We start from the raw sequence: 23,352 nt of genomic DNA on the forward strand, positions 1-23,352 counted from the left end.
CTTCACCACTCCTGCCGGAGAGTGAGGCCGACGAAGCGTCCGGCCGGCGAATAGTTCGTCGTGTCGTAGGGCGTGTCGGCGGCTGAGGTCGTCACGATCGGCGGCGGTTTGGCGTTGAAGAGATTCAGCGCGGCGAGCGACACGCGCGTCGCTTTTCCGACGCGGACTTCGCCCGTCAGATCTATCGTCGTAAGACCCCGCACCTTCACCGTGGGCGTCCGCCGCGCGTCGGTGAGAGCGGCGGAATGGTTGACGAAGGCGGCGAGCGACAGGTGCTCGGTTGACCAGCTCGCCCCGCCGCGCGCGCGGAAGCGCGCCGGGAAGAAGAGCATGCCGGCGAGCGGTGTGACGGCCGCGTCGGGGCGAAGCTGCTGGTGGCTGCGCAGCAAGGTGCCCGCTGCCGTGAGGGTCAGATCGCCGGCGCCCGCTTTCACGGCGTAGCGGACCGACAGGTCGGCGCCGCGGAAGCGTTGGCGTGCTATGTTGCGATCGCGCAGGTCAAGAAAGGCGACGACGCTCGCGGGATCATAGGCCGCGCCGCTCGCGTTCTGAAGTGGCGGCAGGGCGGCTGCGATGATGTTTGCCAAAAAGTCCGCGCTCGGCGACCGCGTGATCGAATCGGCGAAGATGGGATTGTCGAGCGCTCCTAGCGATGACGCAAATGGCGTCGCCACGCGGTCGCGGTAATCGATATCGAACCAGGCCGCGCTGATCTCAAGTCCATCGGCCGGCGTGAGCTGCGCGCTCAGCGTCCAGTTTTCCGATCGTTCGGCGCCGATCCGGCTGTCGGATCCGGCGGCATAGAGCACCGTTGCACCGGCCGGGAGACCCGTCCCGAAGCGCGCCGCCGGCGCGAGCACCGCGGAATAGCCGCTATATTGCTGCAGCAGTGTCGGCATCTTGAACGAACGGCCCCACGAAACGCCGAGCCGAAGGAAGCCGACGGGCTCCCACGTCACCCCGAGCTTGGGCGTCACAATCCCTTGCGAGTCCGAATAGTCCTCGACCCGTAGCGCTCCCGAGATTGCCAGGCGATGCAACCCTGCCAGCCGCTGCGCCGGAGCGGTGATCGGGACATGGATTTCGCCATAGGCGAAGACCGCGTCGCGCCGCTTCGCGAGATCGCCGACCGCACCGCCGGAGCGGAACCGGCTCCGGCGCGCGCCGGCCCCGATCGCCAGCCGCACTTCGCCCGCCGGAAGCGCGAGCAGCGCACCCTGAATACCGCCCTCCAGCGCGAGGTTGCGGTTGAAGAAGAGGCGGTCGAAGCTGGCGATTTCGGTGCCGCCCGAGAAAAGCCTCGTGACGCCCGTCGTGCGATCGGTCCCATAGAATGCGCTGGCCTTGAACGCCCAGGCGCTACCGATCTCGATGTCCAATGTGGGGGCGATACCGAAGCTTTCCGAGCGCGTGATCGCCTCAATGCCTGCGGCGCGGAGGTCGCCTGCGAGAGTCAATCCGGTCGCGGCCCGATTTCGGCTCCTTTTGTAGAGCATGTCGGCGGACAGCGTTACTCTCTCGCCTAGCGCCTGATGGCCGCTCAGCAGCGCCGAATGTCGGCGCTGCGAAGGAAAGAGGCTACTCGCTGGGTTCGCGGCACTTGTATAGTCGCGGTCGCCGGCGACAATCGCGCTCGACCGACTGAAGTCGTAGGCGGCAATTATCCCGCCCGCCGTCCAGCGCGTGCCGCCTAGCAGGCCATATTGCTGCTGCAAATTGCCGCCGTCCGTTGACGCTCCGACGCGCGCCATGGCGGACAGGCCGTCATAGTCGCGCTTGAGGATAATATTGACGACCCCCGCGACCGCATCGGCGCCATAGATTGCCGATGCGCCGTCGGCGATGATTTCGACGCGCTCGACCGCCGACACCGGGATCGCGCTGATGTCGATGACCGAAGAGATTCCGGTGTAGGCGAAGCGGTTGCCGTTGAGTAATGTGAGCGTGGCGTTCGGACCAATGCCGCGCAGGTTAAAGGTCGACGCGCCATTGATATTGGCATTTTCATTGCCCGAACCCTGGCCGTTTCCGATGCCCGGATTCTGACCGCCGCCGAAATTCTGCGGCAAGCTGCGCGCAACCTCGCCGAGGTCGTTTTGACCGGCTTTGCGGATATCCTCGGCGGTGACACGGATCACCGGAGTGACAGGCGCGGCGCCCGCGATACGAGATCCGGTCACGATGATCGGCTCGTCGTCGCTCGATGCGTCCAATGGAGAGGGCGCGAGCGCTGCTTTCGAGATGATGACCGAGCCGGCTTCGATCCTTGCGACGAGTCCGCTGCGCGCCAGCAGTGCTTCGATCGCCTCGCGCGGCGTCAACTCTCCCTTCAGCGGCGGCGCGATCTTGCCTTCAAGATCGCGCGACGACGCGTAAAGCTCGATGCCGGCAATCGTCGCCGCGCCGCGCAGCGCGTCGCCGAGATCCTGCGCGGGCAAGTCATAAGATTGGCGTTCCTGCTGCATCGCGAGCGCAGCCGCGGGTGAAAGACAGGCGGCGCTTGCTACCAGCAGCGCTGCGATCGAACGGGACTTCTTTGTCAAACTCATTCCCCCAGATTAGCGGCCGCGCTTCAGGCAGGCGGCCGGTGGGGGTGGGTTGACGGGGAGAGGAGGCCGACCTTAGCCGACCGGTGAAAAATTATCGCCGGCTGAGGTGAATGGCGTCCGCCCTCCGTTCGATACGGAGACCAAGCAGACTCGCGATACGGTCAGCGAACGGCCCGGTCTTGCTGATATGGAAGCGTCCCGACACTTCGCGGGCGGCAATCGCGCTGTCGTCGATCACGATCGGCAGCGCGGCGTAGCGATTGGCCTCGGCAACAAGCCGTTCGAGCCGTATCGAACGATATTCGGCCCAGCCCTCGGGCCAGCTTGCCGGAATGCCTGACGTTTGCCCCGGGGCGGGTTCCAGCGTGCCGTCAGGCCGATAGGCCAAAATCTTTCCTTCTCGAATTGGCGTCGCTCCGCCAGCGTTCGCGTCGGCGCGCACCTCCGCCTCGCCGCGCCGCAGCGCCGCGACAACGGTCCCCGTCTCATCGAGGCTGAGATCGATTTCGGCATCGTTTGCGGTTGTCACCGCGCCGCTGGCCGCGATTTTCAGGGGGACAGGCTGTCGCGCGACCGAAAGGCGTACGCGGCCCCTGACCAGGCGCACGCTCCGACTGGTCTTTCCGAACGCGACGTCCAGCCGGCTGTCGGTGTCGAGCGTCGCTCTCGATCCATCGCCAAGGCGGAAGGTACGAATCTCGCCGCGCCTCGTTTCGAGCGGTTCGGCGGCAAATGCGGCCGGGGCGCCGCCCGGCTGGCCGGGAAGGGACGCGCCGCCGGCCCCCACCGCGACAATCAAAAGAGCCAGCGCCGTCGCGGCGGCCCCCCAAGGCAGCCATCTGCTTATTCGGCCCCGCCGTTCCTCAGCATGCGCCGACCCGTGGCGTTCCGACGTCTTGAGGATGGCTAGCGCCGCCATTCGCTGCTCGGCGCGGCGATACGCCTCGCGATGTTCGGTCGATGCGAGCAGCCACGCGTCAAACTCGCCGCGCAGCGCGTCAGCTTCCTCGCCGCGCATCTTGATCAGCCACGCCCTAGCGACCTCGTCGAGCGAATAATCGTCGCCGCTCGTCCTGGTCATCGACTGCCATCCACCGCCTTCGAGATCTGACTGAGTGCCTTCATCATATGATATTCCACCGTCGCGATGCTGATGCCGAGCGCCTCATGTATCTCGCGATAGGAGAGCTCGTCCACCCGGTGCATCAGGAAGACGCGGCGCGTCTTCGGCGGCATGGCGTCGACAGCGGCCTCGTAAAGCCGCAGCAGGTCGGCAGCTTCGAGATTCCATTCCTGCGCGGCGGGAGTCACGGCATCGCTCTCTTCGCGAAGCGGGAAGAAGACCGCGCGCGCCGATTTCTGGCGTCGGGAGCGGTCGATGAGAAGATTCTGGGCGATACGGCGCAGGAACCCGCCCGGATTGGCGAGCTGGTGGCGTTGCGCGCTGCCCGCTGCGCGCGCAAAGACTTCCTGCACAAGATCGGGCGCTTCCTCGGCGCCCGCCTTGCGGCGCAGGAAATGAAAGAGCGATGCGCGATGCGCGCGAAAGGCCGCTTCGAGATCCTGCTCCGCTTCTGGCCGCTGCTCGCAGATCGGCGGCCGGTCTCGCGGATGCACATGACAGGCCGAAGAGGGTGAGAAGGGGTGACGCGGCGGCGCACGGTCGCGGCAGGAACAGGAAGACAAGGCGGCAGTCCCGGACGGCACGAGCGGGTGCGGCCGGCGTGTGCCGGACACCCGTCTCCCAGTGCTCTGCCGCCGTCTGGCCGCTTGCGCGGATCCATGGTCCGGTTGGGCCGCCGGTCCGATCAGGGACTGGCGTGTTTGATGACTGGCGAATTATTTCGCGCCGGAGTTGCCAGAGATGCTCCTGCGCCTTGGAATCATGTCAATTTCAGGCGCTGCTGACAAGCAAAAGCGTTCGCTGCGCTTTTGGGTTTAAGCCCCGCGTCCGGGATGGCCGCCAAGCGTGCGGGCATAAGCTGCCGCTTCCTGCGCGCGCCTTTCATGGTAACCGAGCAGCAGGTTCCGGACCTCGGCTTGCGGCTCGGCATCGGTGAGCGCGGTTTCGAGCATCCGATACTCCGCCTCAAGATCGGCAAGGACGAGGGCGTCGAAATGCCGCGAGAGCTGAAGCCGATCGCCGATCGCCGCGATGCTCGCGACAATCTCGCAGTTCGACGAACGCTCGGCGATGGCGAGAAACAGGTCGGCGATCCGGTCGGGATAGGGCTGGTCGGCCGGCACCGATGCCGCCGGTCCTTGAGGTGCCGTGGCGACCGCGGCGAGCAACAGGACCAGGTGCAGCTCGAGCAGGTCGCGAAACTCGGTTTCGGTGAGGCGATGGACATGAAATCCCTCGCCCGGCGTGAAGTCGACCATGCGCTCCCCGTTCAAACGGTAGAGGCTGTCGCGCACCGGGGTGACGCTGACGCCAAGCTCGTCGGCGAGGCGCGCGGCCTCGATGCGCGTGCCGCTCGCCCATTCGCCGGCCATCAGTCTGATCTTGATCGCCTTATAGGTCGGTTCGAAAACATGCGCGGGGCTCATTGGCCGTTCCTTTGTGCGGCGGCGAACTCGGCCACGGCGTCGGCCTGGTCGGGGCGCAGCGCGTCGACCGCGCCGATGGGGCCGGGCGGATCGTCCTGAAGCAGGATCGACGGGCATTGGCCTTCATAATTGCCGAGATTGGGCCGGTGTTGCGCATAGCCCGCGAGCGCTGCGAGCTCGGGCGGAAATTGCCTCGCGACCCCGGGCGGATAGGCGAGCCACAGATTCTCATAGGGCTTCAGCCAGCCGAGACTGTAGCTCACGAGGACGCCGCGCCGGACCTCGTTGCTGAAGTTCGCGCCGCCTGCGTGCGCGGTCGACCCGAGGAAACAGATCGCCGATCCGGGCTCGCATTCGGCATATATCGGCGGGCCGAGATCGGTCTTCGCCATGCCTGCGGCGCCATGGCTTTCCGGGAAGATGCGCGTGGCGCCGTTGTCCCTCGTGAACGGGGTGAGCGGCCAGAGGATATTGACGAGATATTCCTGGGTCCCATTTGCGCCGCGCCACATGTCCTGGTCGCGGTGCGGGAACTGCCGCACTTCGCCGGGATGGATTTCGATGGCCTGCGTCAGATTGAGCTGGATCCGGTCGCATCCCGTCCCGAGGATCGTCTCGGCGGCAGGAAGGATGACCGGGTTGAGCACCAGATCGGCCATGTGCGGCGATCGTCGGAGCAGGCTGCCGAACCTTTTCGTTTTGCGGCCATAGAAATCGCCCTCGCAAAAAGGTGTCTCGGCGAAGACCGGATCGAGATCCCGCGCGAGCGCCCGCACGCTCGCGATCGCCGCGTCCTGCAGGATGCAATAGCCCTCGCGGGCGAGCTGCTCGACTAGCAGGCCCGGAAGATCGGCGTTGCTCAAGTCGTTTTTCATGGCGCCAGCTCCCCGCCTTCGAGCTTGAGCCCGAGCGGCGCCCAGGTGCCGGTGCGCTGCAAACCGGCAAGCGTATCCGCGTCGATCCGGATGCCGAGGGCGAGGATCCGGCACGCACCGTCGGGGTCGGCGGGGCCGAGCGCGCGGCAGGACCAGCCGAAGCGGCTGATCTTGGCGAACCAGCCCACCTCGGCGATGCCCACATATTCGCTGATGCCATGGTGAAGCGCATGGTCCGCGAGCGCGGTGACGAGCTGGTTGCGCGCATCGCGGCGCTCGGCTGCAGTTTGCGCCGGGTCGAGGCAGAAGCGGCTGATTTCCCAAATACTCTCGTCAGAGGGCGCGCCGTCGGGGCAGAGATGCGGATAGAGATCGCCGAGAAGATGCGAAGCGGTTGTCGGCAGCAGCCGCGCCGAGGCCCGGTGACGAAGGTCGTCGGGGTCGAGCAGGATCATATATCTGGCGTCCGGATTGTCGAACTGGTCGATCTCGAAGCGCCCATCGAGGGCGGGAAGATCCCATTTCAGCTGGTCGATGAAGACCTGCTTGCGGGCTGCGAACATGGCGCGCAGCGCCGCGTCGCCGGGCGCAGCTTGCGCCCGCGTGGATTGGGTGATCATGAGACATCCTTGGTTGCTGGAAGCTCGATTCAGACCATCAATCTCGCGGGCCGACCATCCCCATTTATGGGCAAGCCTTGTGCGTTTTGCGGGCCGGATCAGTCGGGTCGCCACCAGTCGTAGACGTCCGAAAAGCCGATCAGGCCGTCGAACAGCGCACATAGGATCAGCATCGATCGGCAGTGGACCGCGTAGCGGTCGCGCGCCATCTTGAGGTGGCGCACCACCGTCTCTTCGCTGATCCCGAGAATGGCCGCAATCTCGCCCGCGGTCTTGCCGCGCGCCGACCAGAGCACGCATTCGCGCTGCCTCTCGGTGAGGACCGATTGCGGTCTTGGTGCGGGTGTGCCCATGAGTGCGCGGGCCCTCGCGATCGCGATCGCGCCGACGATTTCGGCGACGTTGAGCATATGGGACGGCATGTCGGCGCGCGGGCCGACCGCGAAGGAGCAGGCTCCGGTCGCTTCGCCGGGCAGGTGGCGCGGGACGGTGAAGCCGTCGGCGACCCCGCTCGCGCGCGCGACGCTGAGCAATTGCCGGTCGCCGCGCGACAGCGGGATATAGCGGCCGACGTCGCGCCATTCGAAGCCGGTGATGGTCCGTTCGCCGGCGCGGCGGATCGGATCGGTCGCGGCGAGGTCGAGGCCGATGTAGATCTTCGCCCAGGCGTCGGGATAATTATGGACGAGCATCGACGTCGCCTCGCCGCCGCGCCGGTCGAACGCGAGGGCGAAATGATCGAAGCCCATGCGATCCGCGGCTCTCGCGAGCGCCGCAAAAAGCTGATCTTCTCTTCCCGCGCCTGAAATTTCCTCGGCAAGTTCCTCCGTCAGATGATAATGCTTCACGTCGTCATCATCGGCCGCTGGCGCGTTCCCGACCCGGCTGCCACGCGGTCCGCTCCTTGGTATCGCACGCCATCGGTTCCTCTCCGGGGCGCGCGAAGCTTGGACAAATCTCCGATGGGTCCTGATATTGCGCGGCGGGCGGCTGTCTTCGCTTCCTCGGCGCGGCAATCTATCGGCCGCCATAGTCTAACAGCCTGATAACCGGCGTAAAGCCTGGCGGCCCGAGAGTTGCACCCAGTTTGACACGTCATTCAGCCGGAGGTCGTGGCACATAATCGAGCGGCCACCGGAGGGACGCGATCAGCTACCGGCAAGCGATCGGATCGCCCCTATGATGCCGGCGACGAACGAGCCTGCAACGAGCGCCGACAGGAGCCAGAATTCAAGAACGATAGCGCGGCGCTTCCATTTGGGGTCGCGTGTCATCGGAACGGCATGACAGGGATACGCAGTGTAGGACAGACAAAAAGGCCTCGTCTTTCGACGAGGCCCTCCCGGCTTTCGATGACACATCGGCAGGGCGATATCGTCCGGGCGCGGGTCGACCAGTTCGATCCGCACCGGGCGAACGCGCTTGCCCGTCCTCGCGCCGCAGCGGACGCACCAGAACCGCTGCCGTGCCCTGGTGAGATCATCGTCCCACATCCGGCACTGGAAACGCCACCAGATTCCATAGGGATTGAAGGTCGCGCTATGCCCGCAGCGGCACACCGGCTTGATCGCCCGCAACCAGGCGGCCGCCTCGAAGATGTGGGTCGCGCGGGGCTGCCCCTCCTTTATCCAGCCACCCACGTCACAGGGAGAGTCCGAGCTGGTCGGGGCTCGCCGGCTCCGCACCCGCGCGCATGCTCTCGGCGATCGCGCGGGCGAGTTCGAACGCTGCCTCGACCCGGATATGGCTCGTCGGCGCGGTGATGCCGACGCGCGCCCAGCCGGGGGCGGCAAGGATCGTCTCGGCGACTCGGGCGGTATCGATTTTGTCCATGCACGCATGAGAACATAGGAAGAACATTTTGACAAGTGGGTGACCGGAACAGAACAGGCGGCCTGCCTGGCTGACAGGCGCCTGCAGCGGCCTGCCGCCGCCCGGCCTCGCACCTTCGGCGCCCGCCGCGGCGCCCGGTACCGGCGAGGAAGAGAATGGCTCGCCGCCGGGCGGCGGACCGGGCGCGGCGAGAGAGGCTCGCTGGCTGCCGCCCAAGGAGACCTGTCATGCAACTCTTGACCCCCGAGCTGGAGGCGCAGCTTCGCGCCAATCTCGCTGCCCGGATCGATGCGGCCGCGCGCGGCGCGCGCGAACCTGACCCCAAACCGATTGTCCGCCTGTTCAGCCCCGTCGGCGCGGCGACCTGGCTCGCGACCGAGATCGACGAAGAGGGTATTTTCTTCGGCCTCGCCGATCTCGGCTTCGGTTGTCCCGAACTCGGAAGTTTCGCGCTCGCCGAACTCGAAGCCGTCCGCTTGCCGTTCGGCCTCACCATTGAGCGCGACCTCCACTTCACGCCTAGCCACCCGCTCTCGGCCTATGCCGAAGCGGCGCGGCGTGCGGGGTCGATCGTGCTGGGGGAGCAAAAGCTCCGGCGCGCGGCCGAAAGGCTTTCGGGGCGCGGCTGACGCGCCGCGCCGCCTGCCGGGACCGCCGCGCGCGGCCCCGGGAGGAAGAGGGGGGCTGGCGCCTTCGTGACGGGCCCAAGAGCCGGGAGAGAGTCTCGCGGCGGCCCGTCATGGAGAATGCCATGGCACAGTTCCAAATCTTGTGTCCGCACTCGGATACCGAGTGGCGGCCGATCACCATTGAATTCTGTTTCGCGCCGACCGGAGATCAGCAATATCTCTGGCCCCCCTTCGAAGATGCCGAGGCGGCGCGGCAGCAACTGCTGCTCCGCGTGCCCGATGCGCGGCTCCGCGTCGCGCTCGCCGGCGCCAATATCGGCGACGTCGATTGGCAGGTTCGCGAGAAGCTGCGCTTTGCCGACGGTAGCTATGAGCCCACCCCGTGGCATGATGAGCCTTGGTACCAGGCGAAGCACGACGAGCATTTTTGCCATATCTCGACCGAGCAGGCTGGCAAGATCGCCTTCACCGAAAACTCGGCCAAGGGGCAGCTCGACCGGCAGCTCGTCATGTCGCCCGGCCGCTATCTCCATCGCTTCTTCTCAAACGATCTCGACAACAATGCGATCGAAGGCTGGTGCGCCCGGCTCTCGGTCCAGTTGCAGGAAGACGCGCTCAAGATAACTCAGGACGCCGATGAAATCGAGGATGTCTATGTCGGCGGCCCCAGCAGCTGCATGGCGCATGACGCGAGCGACTTCGAAAGCTTTTGCCATCCGGCACGGATCTACGCCGGTCCCGACACGGCGCTCGCCTATATCGGCGCCCGCGAGGATGCCCGGGCGCGCAGCGTGGTGTGGCCGGAGCGCAAAATCCACACCAGCATCTATGGCGACGTGTCGCGGCTCAAGCTGCTTCTAGAAGCGGCGGGCTACAGGGAAGGCGGCCTCAATGGTGCGCGCGTACGGCGCATCGTCGACGGCGACAGCTTCGTCGTCCCCTATATCGATGCGGGCGGTGACCTCGCCGACGACGGCGAATATCTCATCATCGGACGCGGCAATATCCCGTCCGAGAACACCAACGGTCTCGGCGATCAATGCTGGTATTGCCCGCGGTGCGACCATTCTAGCACCGCGCATGACACCGTCTATTACAGCGACGGATCGTCGGAAGAGTGGTGCTACGGTTGCTTCACCGATCGCACGATCTTTTGCGCGTATAATGAGTGTTCCTACAGCAATGCCGAAACCTTCGTCACGGTCTTGGCCGATGACGATGAGCATGACGTTCTCGAAAGAGACGTGGAAGCGTTCGGCGCCGTCTATCTCGAGGATCGCGGCGAATGGTGGGTCAGCGGCTGCTGCCGCCGATGCGACGCCAGCGGCGACTGGTTCCACTTGGACGACCTCACCGAATATCATGGCGAATGGCTCTGCGACGACCATCTGCCCGAGCCTTTCGACGATGATGACCCCTCGCTCGTCAATGCGCATGTCCTCGCGCTGCACCGGTTCCGGGACGAGATGGCGGCGATCGCGGTCGAAGTCGCCAAATGGCAGGCGGCCGGCAATCGCGCTCGCGACGAGCGGCTGAAGCGCGAGCGCGAAGACGCGGGGAGCCCGCAATCGGAGACGCCGCACGGCACAGCCTGTGATCCGGAAAGCGATGCCGCCTCGTCTGGCGATCACCCTGACCGGCCTCCTTTGTCCGAAGATCTTCTCCACCTCGTCGCGGCGCAGCCTGCGACCGCAACCGCTCATCCAGCAGGAGCCTGATATCATGACCGATGACCTGACGGGCCGCTCCGGCCTCCTCGAAATCCTCTCCTGGGCGCGGCCGCATGACAGCGCCACCGAACGCGCTTTCTGCCGCGAATATCTCGATCCGATCCCCGGTATGCGCGCCGATGGCTTCGGCAACCGGATGCTCATGATCGGCGACCAGCCCCGCACCCTGTGGAGCTGCCATGTCGACACCGTCGCGGCGGTGGGCGGACCGCAGTCGGTGGGTATCGACGAGCATGGAATTGCGCAGCTGTGCGGCGGAAAGGCCGGCATGTCGCTCGGGGCCGACGACGGCGCGGGTCTGTGGATCATGCTGGGCATGATCGCCGCACGGCGTCCCGGCCTCTACCTCTTCCACCGCGGCGAGGAAGAAGGCTGTCTCGGGTCGTGCTGGATCCAGCATCATACGCCCGAACTGCTCAAGGATATCGAAGCGGCCATCGCGTTCGACCGTGCGGGCCTGGGCGACGTCATCACCCATCAAAGTTACGGACGGACATGCTCCGACGCATTCGCGGCCAGCCTCGCGTCCGCGCTCAATGGACTAAACGGCGACTTTCGATATGCGCCCGACGACACGGGGGTCTATACCGACACCAATGAATATGCCGGGCTTGTTCCCGAATGCACCAACCTGTCGGTCGGCTATCAACGCCAGCACGGTCCCCGCGAAACACTCGACGTTACGCACTGCGAAAAGCTGCTCGCCGCGATGCTCGAACTCGATGCGTCGCAGCTCGTGATCGAGCGCGATCCGTCGATCGAGGCGGATGATCGCTGGGGCTGGTTCGACCGCGATCGCGGCCGAGGCGATGCATTCGCCGAAGCGGTCGCGGACCATCCGCTGCTCGCCGCCTGGATGCTCGAGCAATGCGGGGTCACCCTCGACGACTTCCAGATGGCGCTGTGGGCCGAGGAAATGGACGAGGATGCGGGCTATCGCCCGCTCATGGCATCGTGATGCACGATCCTCGCTGCTTCTGCCGATGGGCAGATGACGTCCGCGAAGAAGAGGCGCCGATCGAATGCCGCCGCTTCGCCGTCGCTAGCCCCACATGGCCGAGGCGCTTTGGCTTGATTTCGCAGGTCATGCTGTGGAAACTCAACCTCTACGTGCCGACAGGGGCTGTCGGCGTCGATGTGGTCGCGCGGCTGGTGGATCGGTTCCCGATCAATCGGGCCTGCGATCGCAAGGCCGCCTGAAGGAGCCCCGCCATGGAAAGTCCGATCCGTGAACTCGCGCGCCGTCTCGGTGAGAATGCCGAGGCGGTTTGCCGCCACTATCTCTCGAACGGTCGCCGCGAAGGCCATTATTGGATGGTCGGCGATATCGAAAATGCGCCGGGGCGCAGCCTCTATGTGCGTCTCGTCGGCGGCGAGGGTCGCGGGGCGGCGGGCAAATGGACCGATGCCGCGACGGGCGAGCATGGCGACCTCATCGACATCATTGCCGCGCGCTGCGCGCATGCGAACCTCGCCGAAACGCTCGCCGAGGCGCGGCGTTTCCTGAGTCTGCCTTCATCCGATGCCGGGACCCAGGGGTTGCGCCCGCGTCCGCGCCGCGCACGCACTGGCAGCGCAGAAGCCGCGGAAAGGCTTTGGGCGGCTTCGAAGCCGATCGCGGGGACGCTGGTGCGCGCCTATCTGGCGGGTCGTGCGCTTCGGCGCGGCGGCGATTGGCCCGCGCTGCGATGCCACCCGCATTGCTATTATCGCCGATCCGAGGAGGATGGCCCGTCGGTCAAACCGGCCTATCCGGCGATGGTCGCCGCGGTGACCGATCTCGATGGCGCGCTCAGCGGCGTCCATCGCACTTGGCTCGATCCCGATCGATCGACCAAGGCGGACGTGGCTTATCCGCGCCGCGCGATGGGATATCTCCTGGGCCATGGCGTTCGTTTCGGGCTCGCGGGCGAGGTCATGGCGTTCGGTGAGGGTATCGAAACCATGCTCTCCTTGCGCGAGATCGCGCCTGCACTGCCGCTCGTCGCGGGACTGTCGGCGGCACATCTCGCGGCGATCGAATTTCCCGCGCCGCTTCGCCGCCTCTATGTCGCGCGCGAACGCGATGAGGCTGGACGCGCCGCATTCGCCACCCTCGCCGAGCGAACCGCGCCGCTGGGGATCGATATCCTGCCGCTCGATCCGGCGCTGGACGATCTGAACAGCGATCTCTTGGCGATGGGTCCTTCGCAGCTTGCCGCTTCGATCGCCGCGCAGATGCACGTCGCCGATGACGCGCGTATGCTGGATGCAGCATGATCGCGTCCGGCGCGAACGGGCGTGGCGCCTCCTGCATCGCGACCGCGAATGGCGTCGTCGCCATCGAGCGCGTCATCACGATGTCCAAAAACCCATGGCCATTTCGGACAGCAGTGCGTCGCTCCGTCGCTTGGGATTGCATCGCGCCGATCCGGGAAGGGCGACGCCCGATCGGCCTTTCTCGGGAGGCCGCGCCTCGGCCTTCGCTGGAGGGCGACTGCGGCAGCGGGCGCGGGCCGCGCAATGGCTCTGGCCTGCGGCTATTTTCCGCCGGGGCTCGCGCCCCTTTGCATCGCGAAACAAAATAGCCGCACGCTCCGCCTTCCTTCGCTGGCGCTTCGGCCGCGCGGGTGCCCCGCGCGATGCGAACCCGCACCCGCCGCCGCAAAGGCGTCGCCGCGAAGGCCGCGAGAGTCGCGGCCCCAAATGCGAGAAACGACATGACCGACCTGTCCGACCTTCCCGAACGCAGCGAACCGCCGCAGCCCGGCGCAAGCGCCTATCTCCTCCAGGAAATGCAGCTCTACGGCTATCGGCCCTTCGAGGACGAACCCGACGGCCGCCCGCTCCCTTGCGACCGGCTCGCGAGCGGCGCCGTCGCCGACATCTTCGACGCACTGGCGGGGTGCCTTATCGATACGCGAATCGAACCCGACCTCGAAGACCTGCTCTGGGGCGTCGTCAATCTCTTCCACGGCGCGGGCACACGGATCGAGCGCGAACTCGACCGCAATGAGGCAGCGCAGCGCGACCTCCAACGCACGCAGGACGGCAGCGAAATCCGCTCGGTCGAGCTCGAGCGTGCGATTGCTGAAGGCATCACGCTGATCGAGCGCCGCGACGCGATGGAGTTTTTCCGCGAATGCGCCGCCGAACAATATCGCATCCATGCCCGCAAGCCCTGGGTCCCGCGCACCGGCTCGCGCGTGCGCCACCAGACGATGACCGCGGCGATGATCGACAGCCGCGACTTCATGGATCGCCGATTGCGGGAGAAGGCCAAGGCGCTGATCCCCGAGGGCACGCGCATCGCTTTTTCGGGCGGCCCGTCGTGCAACGATCATCAGCATATCTGGTCGGCGCTCGACCGGGTGCATGCCCGCCATGCCGACATGGTCCTCCTACACGGCGCGACCCCGACCGGCGCCGAGCGCGCCGCCGCCTGCTGGGCCGATGCCCGCAAGGTGCCGCAGGTCGCATTCCGCCCCGACTGGAACCGCGACAAGAAGGCCGCGCCCTTCAAGCGCAACGAGCGCATGATCAATGCTATGCCTGCCGGGCTCATCGTCTTTTCGGGCACCGGCATCCAGGACAATCTCGTCGACAAGGCGCGGGCGTTCGGCATCCCGGTCTGGGATTTTCGCGTGCGCGAGGCGCCATGAGGTGTCGATCTGGACCCGACCGCGCTTGCCATCGGGCGAGCATGTGACCACAGAAGGAAGGAACGATGCGTACCGATCTCGATCAACTCCCGGCGAACAAGCAGCGCGAGCTCGAGCGCGTGAAGGCGATCATCTTCGAAGAATTCGAGGATGCGCTCGCGCTCGGCACCATGAGCTGGAAGAAGAAGGGCCGGATCGACAAGATCATCCTCTACGGCAGCTATGCGCGCGGCGGCTGGGTCGATGAGCCGCATACCGCCAAGGGCTATCGCTCGGACTTCGATCTGCTCATCATCGTCAATGACAAGCGGCTGACCGAGCGCGTCGACTATTGGCTGAAGCTCGAGGATCGGCTGACCCGCGAACTCGCAATCGACAAGACGCTGCACACGCCGGTGAACTTCATCGTCCACACCCTGCAGGAGGTGAACGACGGGCTCGCGCATGGGCGCTATTTCTTCATGGACGTCGCGCGCGACGGGATCGCGCTCTACGAATATGACGACAAGGAATTGCACAAGCCGAAGCCGAAGACGCCCGAGCAGGCGCTGGCAATGGCGCGGGAATATTTCGACGAGTGGTTTCCGGCGGCAATGAAGCGCTTCGGAGGGGCGCAATATTATCGCGAGCAAGGCCATTTCAAAGATGCGGCCTTCGACACTCATCAGGCGGTCGAACGCTTGTATCACTGCGTTTTGCTGGTGTGCACCTTCTACACGCCGCATGTTCACAATCTAGGTTTCCTCCGCACACAGGCCGAGAGGATCGATATGCGTCTCGTCGATGCGTGGCCGCGTGAGCTGAAGGCGGACCGATCGAGGTTCGAGAAGCTCAAGGAAGCGTATGTGAAGGCGCGCTATTCGAAGCATTACCGGATCAGCGAGGAAGATTTGATCTGGCTGGCGGGACGTGTCGAAGAGCTTGGCCGGGCGGTGCACGCTATTTGCTCGGAACGCATCGCGGAACTGGAAGCTCGCGCTGGCGCATAGTGGCTTCCGGGTTCTATCTCTTTCCCCGGAATCGCTCGAACCGTTCCCGACCTTCGACTGTCTGGATCGCCACATCGGCATTCGCGCACTCGGCGCCCGTCTGCGACCCGTTGGCGCAGGCGGCCGCGACCATGCGCGCATCCTCTATATTTGCCTCGAAATATTGTTTGCTCCGCGGCTCGCCTTGGCCGCACGCCGCAAGTTGAATCCCCATAAGCAGGATAAGATGCCGTTTCATTACCGACCTCCGCGTGGCTTCTTTCGACTATCCTAGACCGCGTGGCGTAAGCTGGAAGCGGAGATGGAACCGGATTTGGATGTAGTTGGCGGCAGCTTTGCATCGATGCGGACATTCGGAGCTTGATTGGATGAGGCGCGTTGAATGCCCTCTTAAGAGTCCGGCGAAATTGCTTAAAGAAGGTCGATATTCTCGCGCAGCATCGAAGCGAGCTTGGGCAGCCCCTTTTTCTGCAGGTCGAAGATGAACTCGCTCGGAGTGAAGGGCGGCCGTGTGTAGCAGCGCCGCATAGCTGCGAGCGCTGCCAAGGCTTCGGTGGGATAAAGCTCAAAAGTGCTGGCAAGGAAATCGTCGGCGGAAACCGCGCTGATCCCATATGGTTCGAGCTTCGCATCTGGAAAATCTTTCAGATTCTCCGTCACGATATGTTCGGCACCTGCGCGGATGGCGGTCGCCAGCACATGGCGATCGTCGGGATCGGGGAGGCCCAGGCTGTCGATTAGATCTGCGCCGCCGGTCACGCACCCTTCGGGAAAGGCGACCCGCATCGCGGCGATCTGGGCTTCGATGCTGGCCTCATAACCCGGCCTATGGGCGATGAGGTTGCGGCGCCATTCGTCGAGGATCGTGGGCGACCAGCGCGCGCGGAATAGCCCCGCCTCGGCAAACCGAAGCAGGGCGTCCCTTACCCTGAACGGGTAAAGCACATTCGCGTCGAGAACGACGACGAAACGGTCGGCTATGCACCTCAATCCGCGTCGAACTCCTGGCCGAGGCGCTGGAGATCGGCGAGCGCACCGCTTCGCTCCGCATCGCGCTGCGCTCGAAACGCGAGCACGTCACTCGCCCGCACCCGTCGATGCGATCCGACCTTGTGGAACGGAATCTTCCCGTCACTCAGCATCGACACCAGGAAGGGGCGCGACACATTCAATAGGTCGGCCGCTTCCTTCGTCGTCAGTTCCGCTCCGTAGGGAACGAAGGTCACCATTTCGCCGCGGGCCACATGCGTCAGCACATCGAGAACCAGCTGTCCGAGAGCCGGTGACAAGTCCACCTCGGTCCGACTGCCGTTTCGCTGCACGGAGAAGGGAAGGCCCTTGGGGGTGAGTGCCTTGGCGAGCGCCCGCGCGGCCTCCGATGCCTGTCGCACTTCTGTATCTGTAGGGGGCCGCTGGGAAAGCTCCTGATCGCTCATATCATTCTCCTCGCTGCCGGGGCCGGCCCTATATAGAGCCAGAACGGCAAACGCAATAAGTGAAATATGTGCAATAAACGTAAATTGCCATGAATGGTTGCTGAAGCAACAGGTCGGGCTCCACGGGGCCTCGAATGACATCCGATGAACATTCTTGATCATGCCGGTGTCAGGCGTCATTCGCGGGATTCTGGTTGCGATGGATACAATATGTTGCCCTGGCGCATCAAAGTCAGAAATTCCGTCACGGCAACCGAAGTTCCTCTGACAACGATGCTGAATTCCGAAAGGAGCGCAGCGCGACCCAATGGAGGGCTCCTCCATTCGCGTTTGCCTGACAGCTATGCGCCTCATTTCGACCGATCAGGTCACCACCGCGCGACACCCGAAAGCGGACGTCGGAGTGCCATCATCTAAGGCGTAGTCGGCCGTGAAGCGCATTCGGGAAAACTGCTATTCGCATTGCGTCGGAGCAAGGCGTCTTCTTCGTACCCCATCGAGGCGGTTCAAAGACAGCGTCGCACTGAGCCCGAAACCGGGCATTCTATGCGCGCGCAAAGGTCGATTGCTACGCGCCGTGTCACCTTCGCCGGAACAAAGCGTCGCAAACGGCGCGGCAGATATCTGTATGGCTTCGGTGCCAACCTCTGGGCTCTGAAAAGATATCTCTAGAAAAATTCGGTATATCTCTCAGAAAATCATTGCGTGCCAGATTGGGCCATGTTAATCGCCAACCACGTCGATGGTATCTCTCCGCCGGCGGAGCCAAGAAGGACACGAAAGGGATGGGTAGGATAACAACAGTAGGAGCGGGTATCTGACTTCCCGCCAGATACCCGCTCGGATGATTAAGACGGGTCGGTACAACCATTAACCGGAGCAGGTGCGTTAGCCGCGCGCCTGCTCCTTCCCTCAATCACAGAGAGTTAAATATATGGCACATTTGATTAAAGCGGTCAAAGGCTCGTTCTTTGGCACTCCTTACTGGTCCGGAAAGATGAAACTCGCCGCGATCAGCAACGTCATCAAGCCGCCCGCGGATTCCATGTGGGACGAAATTTTTGAAGGTCATAGCGCGCAACGCGACCTGACCAAATCGCGCGTGATGAACGATATGGTCCCCTATCTTCTGAAGCCCGACTATCATCCCTTTTTCTCGGCGCTGACGTTGATCCTCGTTCCGGTCGATGGCGAGCATCTGGTCGAAGGCACCGACTATAAGTTCAAGGCCGGCGATGAGGATGGCGATGTCGGCGAACTGGTGATCGAGGACCAGGTCCTGCTGTTTCCGGCCGACGGCCAGCACCGGCAGGCGGCCCTCGCCGAGGCCTTTCGCCAGCGCAAATCGCTCGCAACCGAAGAAGTGCCCGTCATCCTGCTGCCGTTCGACAGCGTCAAGCGGGTGCGTCAGCTCTTCTCCGACCTCAACCTCAATGCGAAGATCGTCAGCAAGACCCTCGGCCTTAGCTACGAAAGCCGGAACCCCGTCGTCGTCGTCGCGAACCGCGTGATGAAGGAATCGGCGCTGTTCGATGGCGGCAATCGCGTGAACCTCAAGAGCAATTCGCTCGCGGCGAAGTCGCCGGCGGTGATCTCGATGAACACCCTCGTCGAAGTCACGCAAACGCTTCTCGCGGCGGTGCTCGAGACGACGGTCAAGGGGCTCAAGACGCATCCCGACATGCTTGCGATCGAAAACGCCGATCCCGACGATGCCGAGGTGATGACGGTGGCGCAGAAGGTTGTCGAAGCCTGGGAGGTCATCGTCGATGCGTTCCCGCGCTGGCAGGATGTCATCGACGGCGAAATCTCGGCGGGCGCGCTGCGCGACGGGGTGAAGAATGCCGAGGGCGAGCTGCTCGACGACGGTTATGTCGCGGCCTTCGGAATTGGCTGGCAGGCGCTGGGCCTGATTGCGGCGGCGGTCATCCGGATCGAGGGCGACGACTGGAGCGAACAGCTCGAGCGCGCGATCGGATCGGTCGACTGGCAAAAGGGACCGCAGTGGAACGGTACCGCGATGATCGGCGGGCGCGTCAACAATACCGGTCCCGGCATTCGGAACACCGCGGGCTATGTCCTCGACAAGGCCGGCTACGGCGACACCGACGACGACGAGGCACAGGCGCTGATCGATAGCGCGCGCACCGCGATCGCCGCGACCGCCGAAGTCGCGGCGGCCGAGTGATCGCCGGTTCGACATCCTAGGGCGGCGTTCCTCCCCGGAGCGCCGCCCTTTCCTTGCCTGGTTTCACCATCTCACCATCGCTCCGTTGCGCGAGCGATCCGCCCCTCGCGCGATCTGGCGCCTAGGGGCGCGGCTTCCGGTGCCATCAACCGGAATTTTCCCCGCCTTCAGCTCCTCGCGGAGCAAAATTCCGGTTCCCCGCTGCCGCGGTGATGGCTCCCGCGCGCCCCTGTCCGGCGCCGCGTCGCGGGGCGGACCGGCCGCTTCCCGCCAAGCGGAGACAGGTTATGGCATTGATTGGCATATTCGAGGCGGAGGGCTCAGGCTTTCACGGCACCATCGAGACCTTTCTGGCGGTTCTTGCGGTCCGCTTCGAGTCCGTCGTGGGCGGCCCCGAGGCCGCGCCCGATTATCGCATCTATCGCGGCAACGCCGAAATCGGCGCGGCGTGGAAACGGCAAACCAAGGCCAATCGGCGCTATCTTGCCGTTATCCTCGATGATCCCTCGTTGCCGCGCCCCATTGAATGCCGGCTGGTCCAAGCCGACGGTGCCTGGAACCTCATGTGGTCGCGGACCTGACGCCTCCCCGCGCTCGGTGCGCTATAGCGAGGCGCACGATTGCGGGAACCTCGCTGAAATTCGTGATGATATGGTCGGGCCGGATCGCTTCGACCTCGGGTGTCCAGCGCGGCTGAAACCCGCCCGGGTAATAGATAGTGCGAAGGCCCGCTGTCTTGGCAGGAGCGATGTCGCGGTCGAGCTGGTCGCCGATCATGAAGGCTGTGGGCGGCGTTCCGGTCAGCCGCAAAATGCGCCGGTAGAGATCGGGCCGTTTTACACCCTCGACGATGCGCGTGAAATGTCCACGAAGACCCAGCCGCTCGGCATTGCGTTCGACCTTGGCCGCGTCTCCTTCCGAAATGATGAGGACGGTTGCGCCCTCGGCGATCAGTCTGCGGAGACCCGCTTCGACGCCGGGGCGCAGTTGCGGAGGGGCGCCAAGGTCCGCAAAATAGGCTTGTTCGATCTCGGATATGGCGGCTTCGGCCAGTGAAGGTCCGAGCGTCCCGGTAAGCGCGCGGCGTGCCGCACGATCGACATCCTCGCCGACCAAAGCCGCAGCGAGCGAGGCGATCAACAGGCGCGGCGGGTAACGAAGACCAGCATGATGGCGCTCCGCGATGACTTGGTCGGCGGCGCGGACGAACTCCAGTCGATCTTCCCCGTCGAAACGCCGCCCAACGACATGCTCGACCGCTGTAAGCAGGTTGACCTGGGCGCCCGCAAAGACGGCGTCGGTATCCCAAAGCGTGTTGTCGGCATCGACGAAGATCGTGCTCGCGCCTTTTGCTGCCAAGTTATTCATTTCGCTCCAGCAACCTTCTTCTCTGCCGGATGAGGAGGCCGCGCGGGGAGCCTTATGTCGATAGGCGTGCCGATCGTGATGGGAACCGGTGCGGCTGGAGCGATGAGCCGGACATCGCTCGCCGGCTGCACCTGTCTGGGCAAAAACGCCTGAATCGCGGCGATCAGGATGACGAACAGCAGTAACGACCGCAGCGCCCAGGCAAGCAGACTTTGGGCGGGGCCGAGATAGCGAAGCTTGTCGGCCGCCTTGGCAGCGATCAAATAGGTTTCGATCACCTGGTTCTTGAAGTATTTTTCCTTGAGATCGGCATGCAGGATCGTCTTACCGTCTGCTTTTTTGATAAAGGAATCCGCCCAGCCTTGCGGCGAAACCGCGATGATTTCGCGGTAGAAGAGGAAAGAGCGCGTGTGTCCCTTCTGCCGTGCGGCGGTCGCTTCCTTAGAATATTTGAATCGAGTGCGTGTCGCGTGAAAGGTTATCAGCGCACCGCCGATCGCGGCGATCACAAAGACTAGGAAGCTCAAATAGGCGAAGAGCAACGCGAACCTCCATCCACCGCTCAAAATGGCGAGCATCTTGAGCGGATAGGCGGTACTGAACGCGGCAAAGAGGGCGCCCGAAAGCGCACTCAAAAAGGTCGTTACCGTGAGCAAACGTGTCGCCTTCTGATCTTGATATTCAGTCTGCTCCTTGACCTCGCTAAATGACATCTTGGCGAGATCGATGGCGTCGTCGATCGTTGGCGCTTTCGTGGTAGGCAGCGCGAGGGCCGCCTCTGCTTTTAGGCGTAGCGCGGCGATCTCGGTCTCCGTGCGCTTGCCCGGCTTGACCAATTCTTCGAGGATCGCTTTCGTTTCCTCGAGCGGATCTATACCCTCGGCGCCAAAAGGGGTCGTCCAACCTTCCATCGCCTTGGGAAGTTCGCGCAGCAGTGCATCCGATTTGAGGCTGACGACCGACTGTTTATATTGCTTGGGCTCGGCCCATCCTCGGGCCCATAGATGCGGACGCCAGCTTTCGGGAAAGCGTAGTAGCAGCTTTTGGCAGGATTGCTTGACGCGATAGCGCCAGATCGGCCGCTCGCGGTTCAGGCGGGGATAAAAATCGACGTCGGCATCGCGTGCCGAAAGCCAGAGCGCGCTTGGCCAGCGCAAGTTCGCCTTGGTCTTAATTTCGGTTTTTGCATCGTCGCCGGTCGGCGTCTGGTCCGCCATTTGCTCCCCGATGTCCGTCATTTTGCTCCCTCGCGATAGGCGTCATAACCCCGCGCGCGAATGTCGCAGGCGGGGCAGGTGGCACAGCCATAGCCCCATGGATGACGCGTCGTCCGATCGCCGGTGTAGCAGGTGTGGCTTTGCTCGACGATGAGATCGACCAATTCGTCGCCGCCAAGCGTCTCGGCGAGCCCCCAGGTCGCCGCCTTGTCGAGCCACATCAGCGGGGTGTGAAGGACAAATTTCTGCGCCATGCCGATGTTGAGCGCGACCTGCAGCGCCTTGATCGCGTCGTCGCGGCAGTCGGGATAGCCCGAGAAATCGGTCTCGCACATCCCGCCGACGATGTGCCGGAGCCCGCGCCGGTAGGCGAGCGCGGCGGCGAAGGTCAGGAAGAGAATATTGCGGCCGGGGACAAAGGTGTTCGGCAGGCCGTTCTCGTCCATGGCGATCGCGACATCGCGGGTGAGGGCGGTGTCCGACACCGCACCGAGCGTTTCGAGGCCGAGGCTATGATCCGCGCCGATACGTCCCCCCCAAGCGGGCTTGATGCCCCCGATGCGCGCGAGAATCTCGCATCGGCACGCGAGTTCGACATGATGCCGCTGGCCATAATCGAAGGCGAGCGTCTCGACGGTCTCGAAGCGGTCGAGTGCCCAGGCGAGGCAAGTCGCCGAATCCTGACCGCCCGAAAGCAATACCAATGCGCCCGTGTCGTTCATGCCGTCACCTCCGGACCGTGATAGACGCAGGTCTCGCCGCTGCTGTCGCGAAAGACGGTGACACGCGCGAGATTGCCGACCGCGGGTTCGAGGCGGCGCCAGATCCACAAACAGAGATTTTCCATCGTCGCAGGCCCCAAATCGTTGATCTCGTCGAGAAAACGATGATCGAGTGCTTCGTGCGCGTCGAACAGCGCGGCCTCGAGCACGCCAAGATCGACAATCATCCCGCTCGCCGGATCGGGCGTGCCGCGCACCGTCACTTCGGCGCGGTATGAATGGCCGTGGATGCGCCGGCTCGATTCGGTTTCGATCGCGCGCTGGAGCGTATGCGCGGCGTCGAAGCGGAATTGTTTGGATAGCTCAAACATCAGGCTATTCCGATCATCTTGTGGGTCTGGAGACTGAGCCTCCAGCCCGGATTGGCGAGACAATAAGCGACGGCGGCCCGCGTGTTGGCCTCACGCTCGGGGCCATCCATGGGCTGGAGCCAGAAATGCTCGAAATCAAGCCCCGCGAAACGCTCGGGCGGCGCATCGGCCTGCGGATAGACGAGTTTGAGTTCGCTGCCCGTCTGTTGCGCGAGTGGGGCGGTCGATTTGGGGCTGACGCATATCCAGTCGATACCCGCGGGCGCGACGAGTGTACCGTTGGATTCGATGGCGATATCGAAACCCGCGTCCTTGAGCGCAGCGACGAGCGCGGCGTCGAGTTGGAGCAGCGGTTCGCCGCCGGTGAACACGACGAGCGCGGGGCGGGCGTCCGACGACCAGGCAGCAAGGATCGCCCGCGCCAGATCGTCCGTCGTCGCGAACCGTCCGCCGCCTTCGCCGTCCATGCCGACGAAATCGGTATCGCAAAAGGTGCAGACCGCCGTGGCCCGGTCGGCCTCGCGCCCCGACCAGAGATTGCAGCCCGCGAAACGGCAAAAGACCGCCGCGCGCCCGGCCTGTCCGCCTTCGCCCTGCAGCGTCTTGAACAATTCCTTGACCGCATAGGCCATGG

The 23,352-nt window shown here is 64.3% G+C and carries 25 protein-coding genes; 9 read left to right on the top strand and 16 right to left on the bottom strand.

What is annotated here, in order from left to right:
• Positions 1-2 precede the first annotated feature (2 nt).
• From HDC29_RS01010 to HDC29_RS01050, 9 genes are all read right to left on the bottom strand, one after another.
• A complete protein-coding gene (locus tag HDC29_RS01010) occupies positions 3-2,543 on the bottom strand; it encodes a TonB-dependent receptor (RefSeq protein WP_179493608.1) in 2,541 nt (846 codons plus the stop codon).
• Positions 2,544-2,640: 97 nt separating this feature from the next.
• The gene (locus tag HDC29_RS01015) at positions 2,641-3,630 is read right to left on the bottom strand and encodes a FecR domain-containing protein (protein WP_179493609.1); all 990 of its coding nucleotides are present in this window, start codon (positions 3,628-3,630) and stop codon (positions 2,641-2,643) included.
• Complete coding sequence (locus tag HDC29_RS01020; RefSeq protein ID WP_373562736.1) at positions 3,627-4,166, bottom strand: RNA polymerase sigma factor; 540 nt, start codon at positions 4,164-4,166, stop codon at positions 3,627-3,629. Before HDC29_RS01020 ends, HDC29_RS01015 begins: the two co-directional genes overlap by 4 nt.
• A 321-nt stretch (positions 4,167-4,487) precedes the next feature.
• On the bottom strand, positions 4,488-5,099 hold the full coding sequence (locus tag HDC29_RS01025; protein ID WP_179493611.1) for a GntR family transcriptional regulator: 612 nt from the start codon (positions 5,097-5,099) through the stop codon (positions 4,488-4,490).
• Complete coding sequence (locus tag HDC29_RS01030; protein WP_179493612.1) at positions 5,096-5,974, bottom strand: phytanoyl-CoA dioxygenase family protein; 879 nt, start codon at positions 5,972-5,974, stop codon at positions 5,096-5,098. Before HDC29_RS01030 ends, HDC29_RS01025 begins: the two co-directional genes overlap by 4 nt.
• Complete coding sequence (locus HDC29_RS01035; RefSeq protein ID WP_179493613.1) at positions 5,971-6,594, bottom strand: acyl-homoserine-lactone synthase; 624 nt, start codon at positions 6,592-6,594, stop codon at positions 5,971-5,973. The genes HDC29_RS01030 and HDC29_RS01035 overlap by 4 nt, the downstream gene beginning before the upstream one ends.
• A gap of 98 nt (positions 6,595-6,692) precedes the next feature.
• Positions 6,693-7,442 carry a LuxR family transcriptional regulator gene (locus HDC29_RS01040; RefSeq protein ID WP_373562737.1) on the bottom strand — a complete coding sequence of 250 codons (750 nt, stop codon included), beginning with the start codon at positions 7,440-7,442 and terminating at the stop codon, positions 6,693-6,695.
• Positions 7,443-7,742: 300 nt separating this feature from the next.
• On the bottom strand, positions 7,743-8,234 hold the full coding sequence (locus tag HDC29_RS01045) for a hypothetical protein (protein WP_179493615.1): 492 nt from the start codon (positions 8,232-8,234) through the stop codon (positions 7,743-7,745).
• A 1-nt stretch (position 8,235) separates the two neighbouring features.
• Entirely contained in the window at positions 8,236-8,427 is a 192-nt protein-coding gene (locus tag HDC29_RS01050; protein WP_179493616.1) for a DUF6771 family protein, read from the bottom strand.
• A 227-nt stretch (positions 8,428-8,654) separates the two neighbouring features.
• On the opposite strand from HDC29_RS01050, the gene HDC29_RS01055 reads away from it, so the two are divergent.
• The 7 genes from HDC29_RS01055 (at position 8,655) to HDC29_RS01085 (ending at position 15,416) form a co-directional block, all read left to right on the top strand.
• Complete coding sequence (locus tag HDC29_RS01055; RefSeq protein ID WP_179493617.1) at positions 8,655-9,056, top strand: DUF2958 domain-containing protein; 402 nt, start codon at positions 8,655-8,657, stop codon at positions 9,054-9,056.
• A 122-nt stretch (positions 9,057-9,178) separates the two neighbouring features.
• Entirely contained in the window at positions 9,179-10,774 is a 1,596-nt protein-coding gene (locus HDC29_RS01060; protein WP_179493618.1) for a hypothetical protein, read from the top strand.
• Between the two features lie 4 nt (positions 10,775-10,778).
• Positions 10,779-11,744 (top strand): hypothetical protein, encoded by a 966-nt coding sequence (locus HDC29_RS01065; RefSeq protein ID WP_179493619.1) that lies wholly within the window; start codon positions 10,779-10,781, stop codon positions 11,742-11,744.
• Positions 11,744-11,986, top strand: coding sequence for a hypothetical protein (locus tag HDC29_RS01070; RefSeq protein WP_179493620.1), 243 nt, complete (start codon positions 11,744-11,746; stop codon positions 11,984-11,986). Before HDC29_RS01065 ends, HDC29_RS01070 begins: the two co-directional genes overlap by 1 nt.
• Before the next feature lie 12 nt (positions 11,987-11,998).
• On the top strand, positions 11,999-13,045 hold the full coding sequence (locus tag HDC29_RS01075; protein ID WP_179493621.1) for a toprim domain-containing protein: 1,047 nt from the start codon (positions 11,999-12,001) through the stop codon (positions 13,043-13,045).
• A gap of 440 nt (positions 13,046-13,485) precedes the next feature.
• Positions 13,486-14,427, top strand: a complete 942-nt coding sequence (locus HDC29_RS01080; RefSeq protein ID WP_179493622.1) for a DUF2493 domain-containing protein — start codon at positions 13,486-13,488, stop codon at positions 14,425-14,427.
• Positions 14,428-14,492: 65 nt separating this feature from the next.
• Positions 14,493-15,416 carry a nucleotidyltransferase and HEPN domain-containing protein gene (locus HDC29_RS01085; RefSeq protein ID WP_179493623.1) on the top strand — a complete coding sequence of 308 codons (924 nt, stop codon included), beginning with the start codon at positions 14,493-14,495 and terminating at the stop codon, positions 15,414-15,416.
• Between the two features lie 411 nt (positions 15,417-15,827).
• On the opposite strand, the gene HDC29_RS01090 is transcribed toward HDC29_RS01085, so the two are convergent.
• Both HDC29_RS01090 and HDC29_RS01095 read right to left on the bottom strand, forming a co-directional pair.
• On the bottom strand, positions 15,828-16,406 hold the full coding sequence (locus HDC29_RS01090) for a PIN domain-containing protein (protein ID WP_179493624.1): 579 nt from the start codon (positions 16,404-16,406) through the stop codon (positions 15,828-15,830).
• Positions 16,403-16,852: a helix-turn-helix domain-containing protein gene (locus tag HDC29_RS01095; protein WP_179493625.1), complete on the bottom strand. Its 450-nt coding sequence runs from the start codon at positions 16,850-16,852 to the stop codon at positions 16,403-16,405. Before HDC29_RS01095 ends, HDC29_RS01090 begins: the two co-directional genes overlap by 4 nt.
• Positions 16,853-17,786: 934 nt before the next feature.
• Here HDC29_RS01095 and HDC29_RS01100 point away from each other — a divergent pair.
• Positions 17,787-19,040: a DNA sulfur modification protein DndB gene (locus HDC29_RS01100; RefSeq protein WP_179493626.1), complete on the top strand. Its 1,254-nt coding sequence runs from the start codon at positions 17,787-17,789 to the stop codon at positions 19,038-19,040.
• A 212-nt stretch (positions 19,041-19,252) separates the two neighbouring features.
• A complete protein-coding gene (locus HDC29_RS01105; protein ID WP_218844273.1) occupies positions 19,253-19,621 on the top strand; it encodes a DUF736 domain-containing protein in 369 nt (122 codons plus the stop codon).
• Here the strand turns inward: HDC29_RS01105 and HDC29_RS01110 are convergent.
• Genes HDC29_RS01110 through queE form a run of 5 tightly spaced genes read right to left on the bottom strand, consistent with a single transcriptional unit; the run spans position 19,602 to position 23,350 of the window.
• Positions 19,602-20,408 (bottom strand): HAD family hydrolase, encoded by an 807-nt coding sequence (locus HDC29_RS01110; protein ID WP_179493627.1) that lies wholly within the window; start codon positions 20,406-20,408, stop codon positions 19,602-19,604. The two genes, HDC29_RS01105 and HDC29_RS01110, sit on opposite strands and share 20 nt — an antisense overlap.
• Positions 20,405-21,646, bottom strand: a complete 1,242-nt coding sequence (locus HDC29_RS01115) for a hypothetical protein (RefSeq protein ID WP_179493628.1) — start codon at positions 21,644-21,646, stop codon at positions 20,405-20,407. Before HDC29_RS01115 ends, HDC29_RS01110 begins: the two co-directional genes overlap by 4 nt.
• The gene (queC, locus tag HDC29_RS01120) at positions 21,643-22,347 is read right to left on the bottom strand and encodes a 7-cyano-7-deazaguanine synthase QueC (RefSeq protein WP_179493629.1); all 705 of its coding nucleotides are present in this window, start codon (positions 22,345-22,347) and stop codon (positions 21,643-21,645) included. The genes HDC29_RS01115 and queC overlap by 4 nt, the downstream gene beginning before the upstream one ends.
• The gene (locus HDC29_RS01125) at positions 22,344-22,718 is read right to left on the bottom strand and encodes a 6-carboxytetrahydropterin synthase (RefSeq protein WP_179493630.1); all 375 of its coding nucleotides are present in this window, start codon (positions 22,716-22,718) and stop codon (positions 22,344-22,346) included. The genes queC and HDC29_RS01125 overlap by 4 nt, the downstream gene beginning before the upstream one ends.
• Positions 22,718-23,350 carry a 7-carboxy-7-deazaguanine synthase gene (gene queE / locus HDC29_RS01130; protein WP_179493631.1) on the bottom strand — a complete coding sequence of 211 codons (633 nt, stop codon included), beginning with the start codon at positions 23,348-23,350 and terminating at the stop codon, positions 22,718-22,720. Before queE ends, HDC29_RS01125 begins: the two co-directional genes overlap by 1 nt.
• Positions 23,351-23,352 lie beyond the last annotated feature (2 nt).

Origin of the sequence: Sphingopyxis sp. JAI108 (assembly GCF_013410105.1) — a bacterium.
Taxonomy (GTDB): Bacteria; Pseudomonadota; Alphaproteobacteria; order Sphingomonadales; family Sphingomonadaceae; genus Sphingopyxis; species Sphingopyxis chilensis.

Coding starts and splice junctions, on each gene's coding strand:
- HDC29_RS01015 (WP_179493609.1), bottom strand. CDS start 3,630: ATGACCAGGACGAGCGGCGACGATTATTCGCTCGACGAGGTCGCTAGG.
- HDC29_RS01025 (WP_179493611.1), bottom strand. CDS start 5,099: ATGAGCCCCGCGCATGTTTTCGAACCGACCTATAAGGCGATCAAGATC.
- HDC29_RS01030 (WP_179493612.1), bottom strand. CDS start 5,974: ATGAAAAACGACTTGAGCAACGCCGATCTTCCGGGCCTGCTAGTCGAG.
- HDC29_RS01035 (WP_179493613.1), bottom strand. CDS start 6,594: ATGATCACCCAATCCACGCGGGCGCAAGCTGCGCCCGGCGACGCGGCG.
- HDC29_RS01050 (WP_179493616.1), bottom strand. CDS start 8,427: ATGGACAAAATCGATACCGCCCGAGTCGCCGAGACGATCCTTGCCGCC.
- HDC29_RS01055 (WP_179493617.1), top strand. CDS start 8,655: ATGCAACTCTTGACCCCCGAGCTGGAGGCGCAGCTTCGCGCCAATCTC.
- HDC29_RS01060 (WP_179493618.1), top strand. CDS start 9,179: ATGGCACAGTTCCAAATCTTGTGTCCGCACTCGGATACCGAGTGGCGG.
- HDC29_RS01065 (WP_179493619.1), top strand. CDS start 10,779: ATGACCGATGACCTGACGGGCCGCTCCGGCCTCCTCGAAATCCTCTCC.
- HDC29_RS01070 (WP_179493620.1), top strand. CDS start 11,744: ATGCACGATCCTCGCTGCTTCTGCCGATGGGCAGATGACGTCCGCGAA.
- HDC29_RS01075 (WP_179493621.1), top strand. CDS start 11,999: ATGGAAAGTCCGATCCGTGAACTCGCGCGCCGTCTCGGTGAGAATGCC.
- HDC29_RS01080 (WP_179493622.1), top strand. CDS start 13,486: ATGACCGACCTGTCCGACCTTCCCGAACGCAGCGAACCGCCGCAGCCC.
- HDC29_RS01085 (WP_179493623.1), top strand. CDS start 14,493: ATGCGTACCGATCTCGATCAACTCCCGGCGAACAAGCAGCGCGAGCTC.
- HDC29_RS01095 (WP_179493625.1), bottom strand. CDS start 16,852: ATGAGCGATCAGGAGCTTTCCCAGCGGCCCCCTACAGATACAGAAGTG.
- HDC29_RS01100 (WP_179493626.1), top strand. CDS start 17,787: ATGGCACATTTGATTAAAGCGGTCAAAGGCTCGTTCTTTGGCACTCCT.
- HDC29_RS01105 (WP_218844273.1), top strand. CDS start 19,253: ATGGCTCCCGCGCGCCCCTGTCCGGCGCCGCGTCGCGGGGCGGACCGG.
- HDC29_RS01110 (WP_179493627.1), bottom strand. CDS start 20,408: ATGAATAACTTGGCAGCAAAAGGCGCGAGCACGATCTTCGTCGATGCC.
- HDC29_RS01115 (WP_179493628.1), bottom strand. CDS start 21,646: ATGACGGACATCGGGGAGCAAATGGCGGACCAGACGCCGACCGGCGAC.
- queC (WP_179493629.1), bottom strand. CDS start 22,347: ATGAACGACACGGGCGCATTGGTATTGCTTTCGGGCGGTCAGGATTCG.
- HDC29_RS01125 (WP_179493630.1), bottom strand. CDS start 22,718: ATGTTTGAGCTATCCAAACAATTCCGCTTCGACGCCGCGCATACGCTC.
- queE (WP_179493631.1), bottom strand. CDS start 23,350: ATGGCCTATGCGGTCAAGGAATTGTTCAAGACGCTGCAGGGCGAAGGC.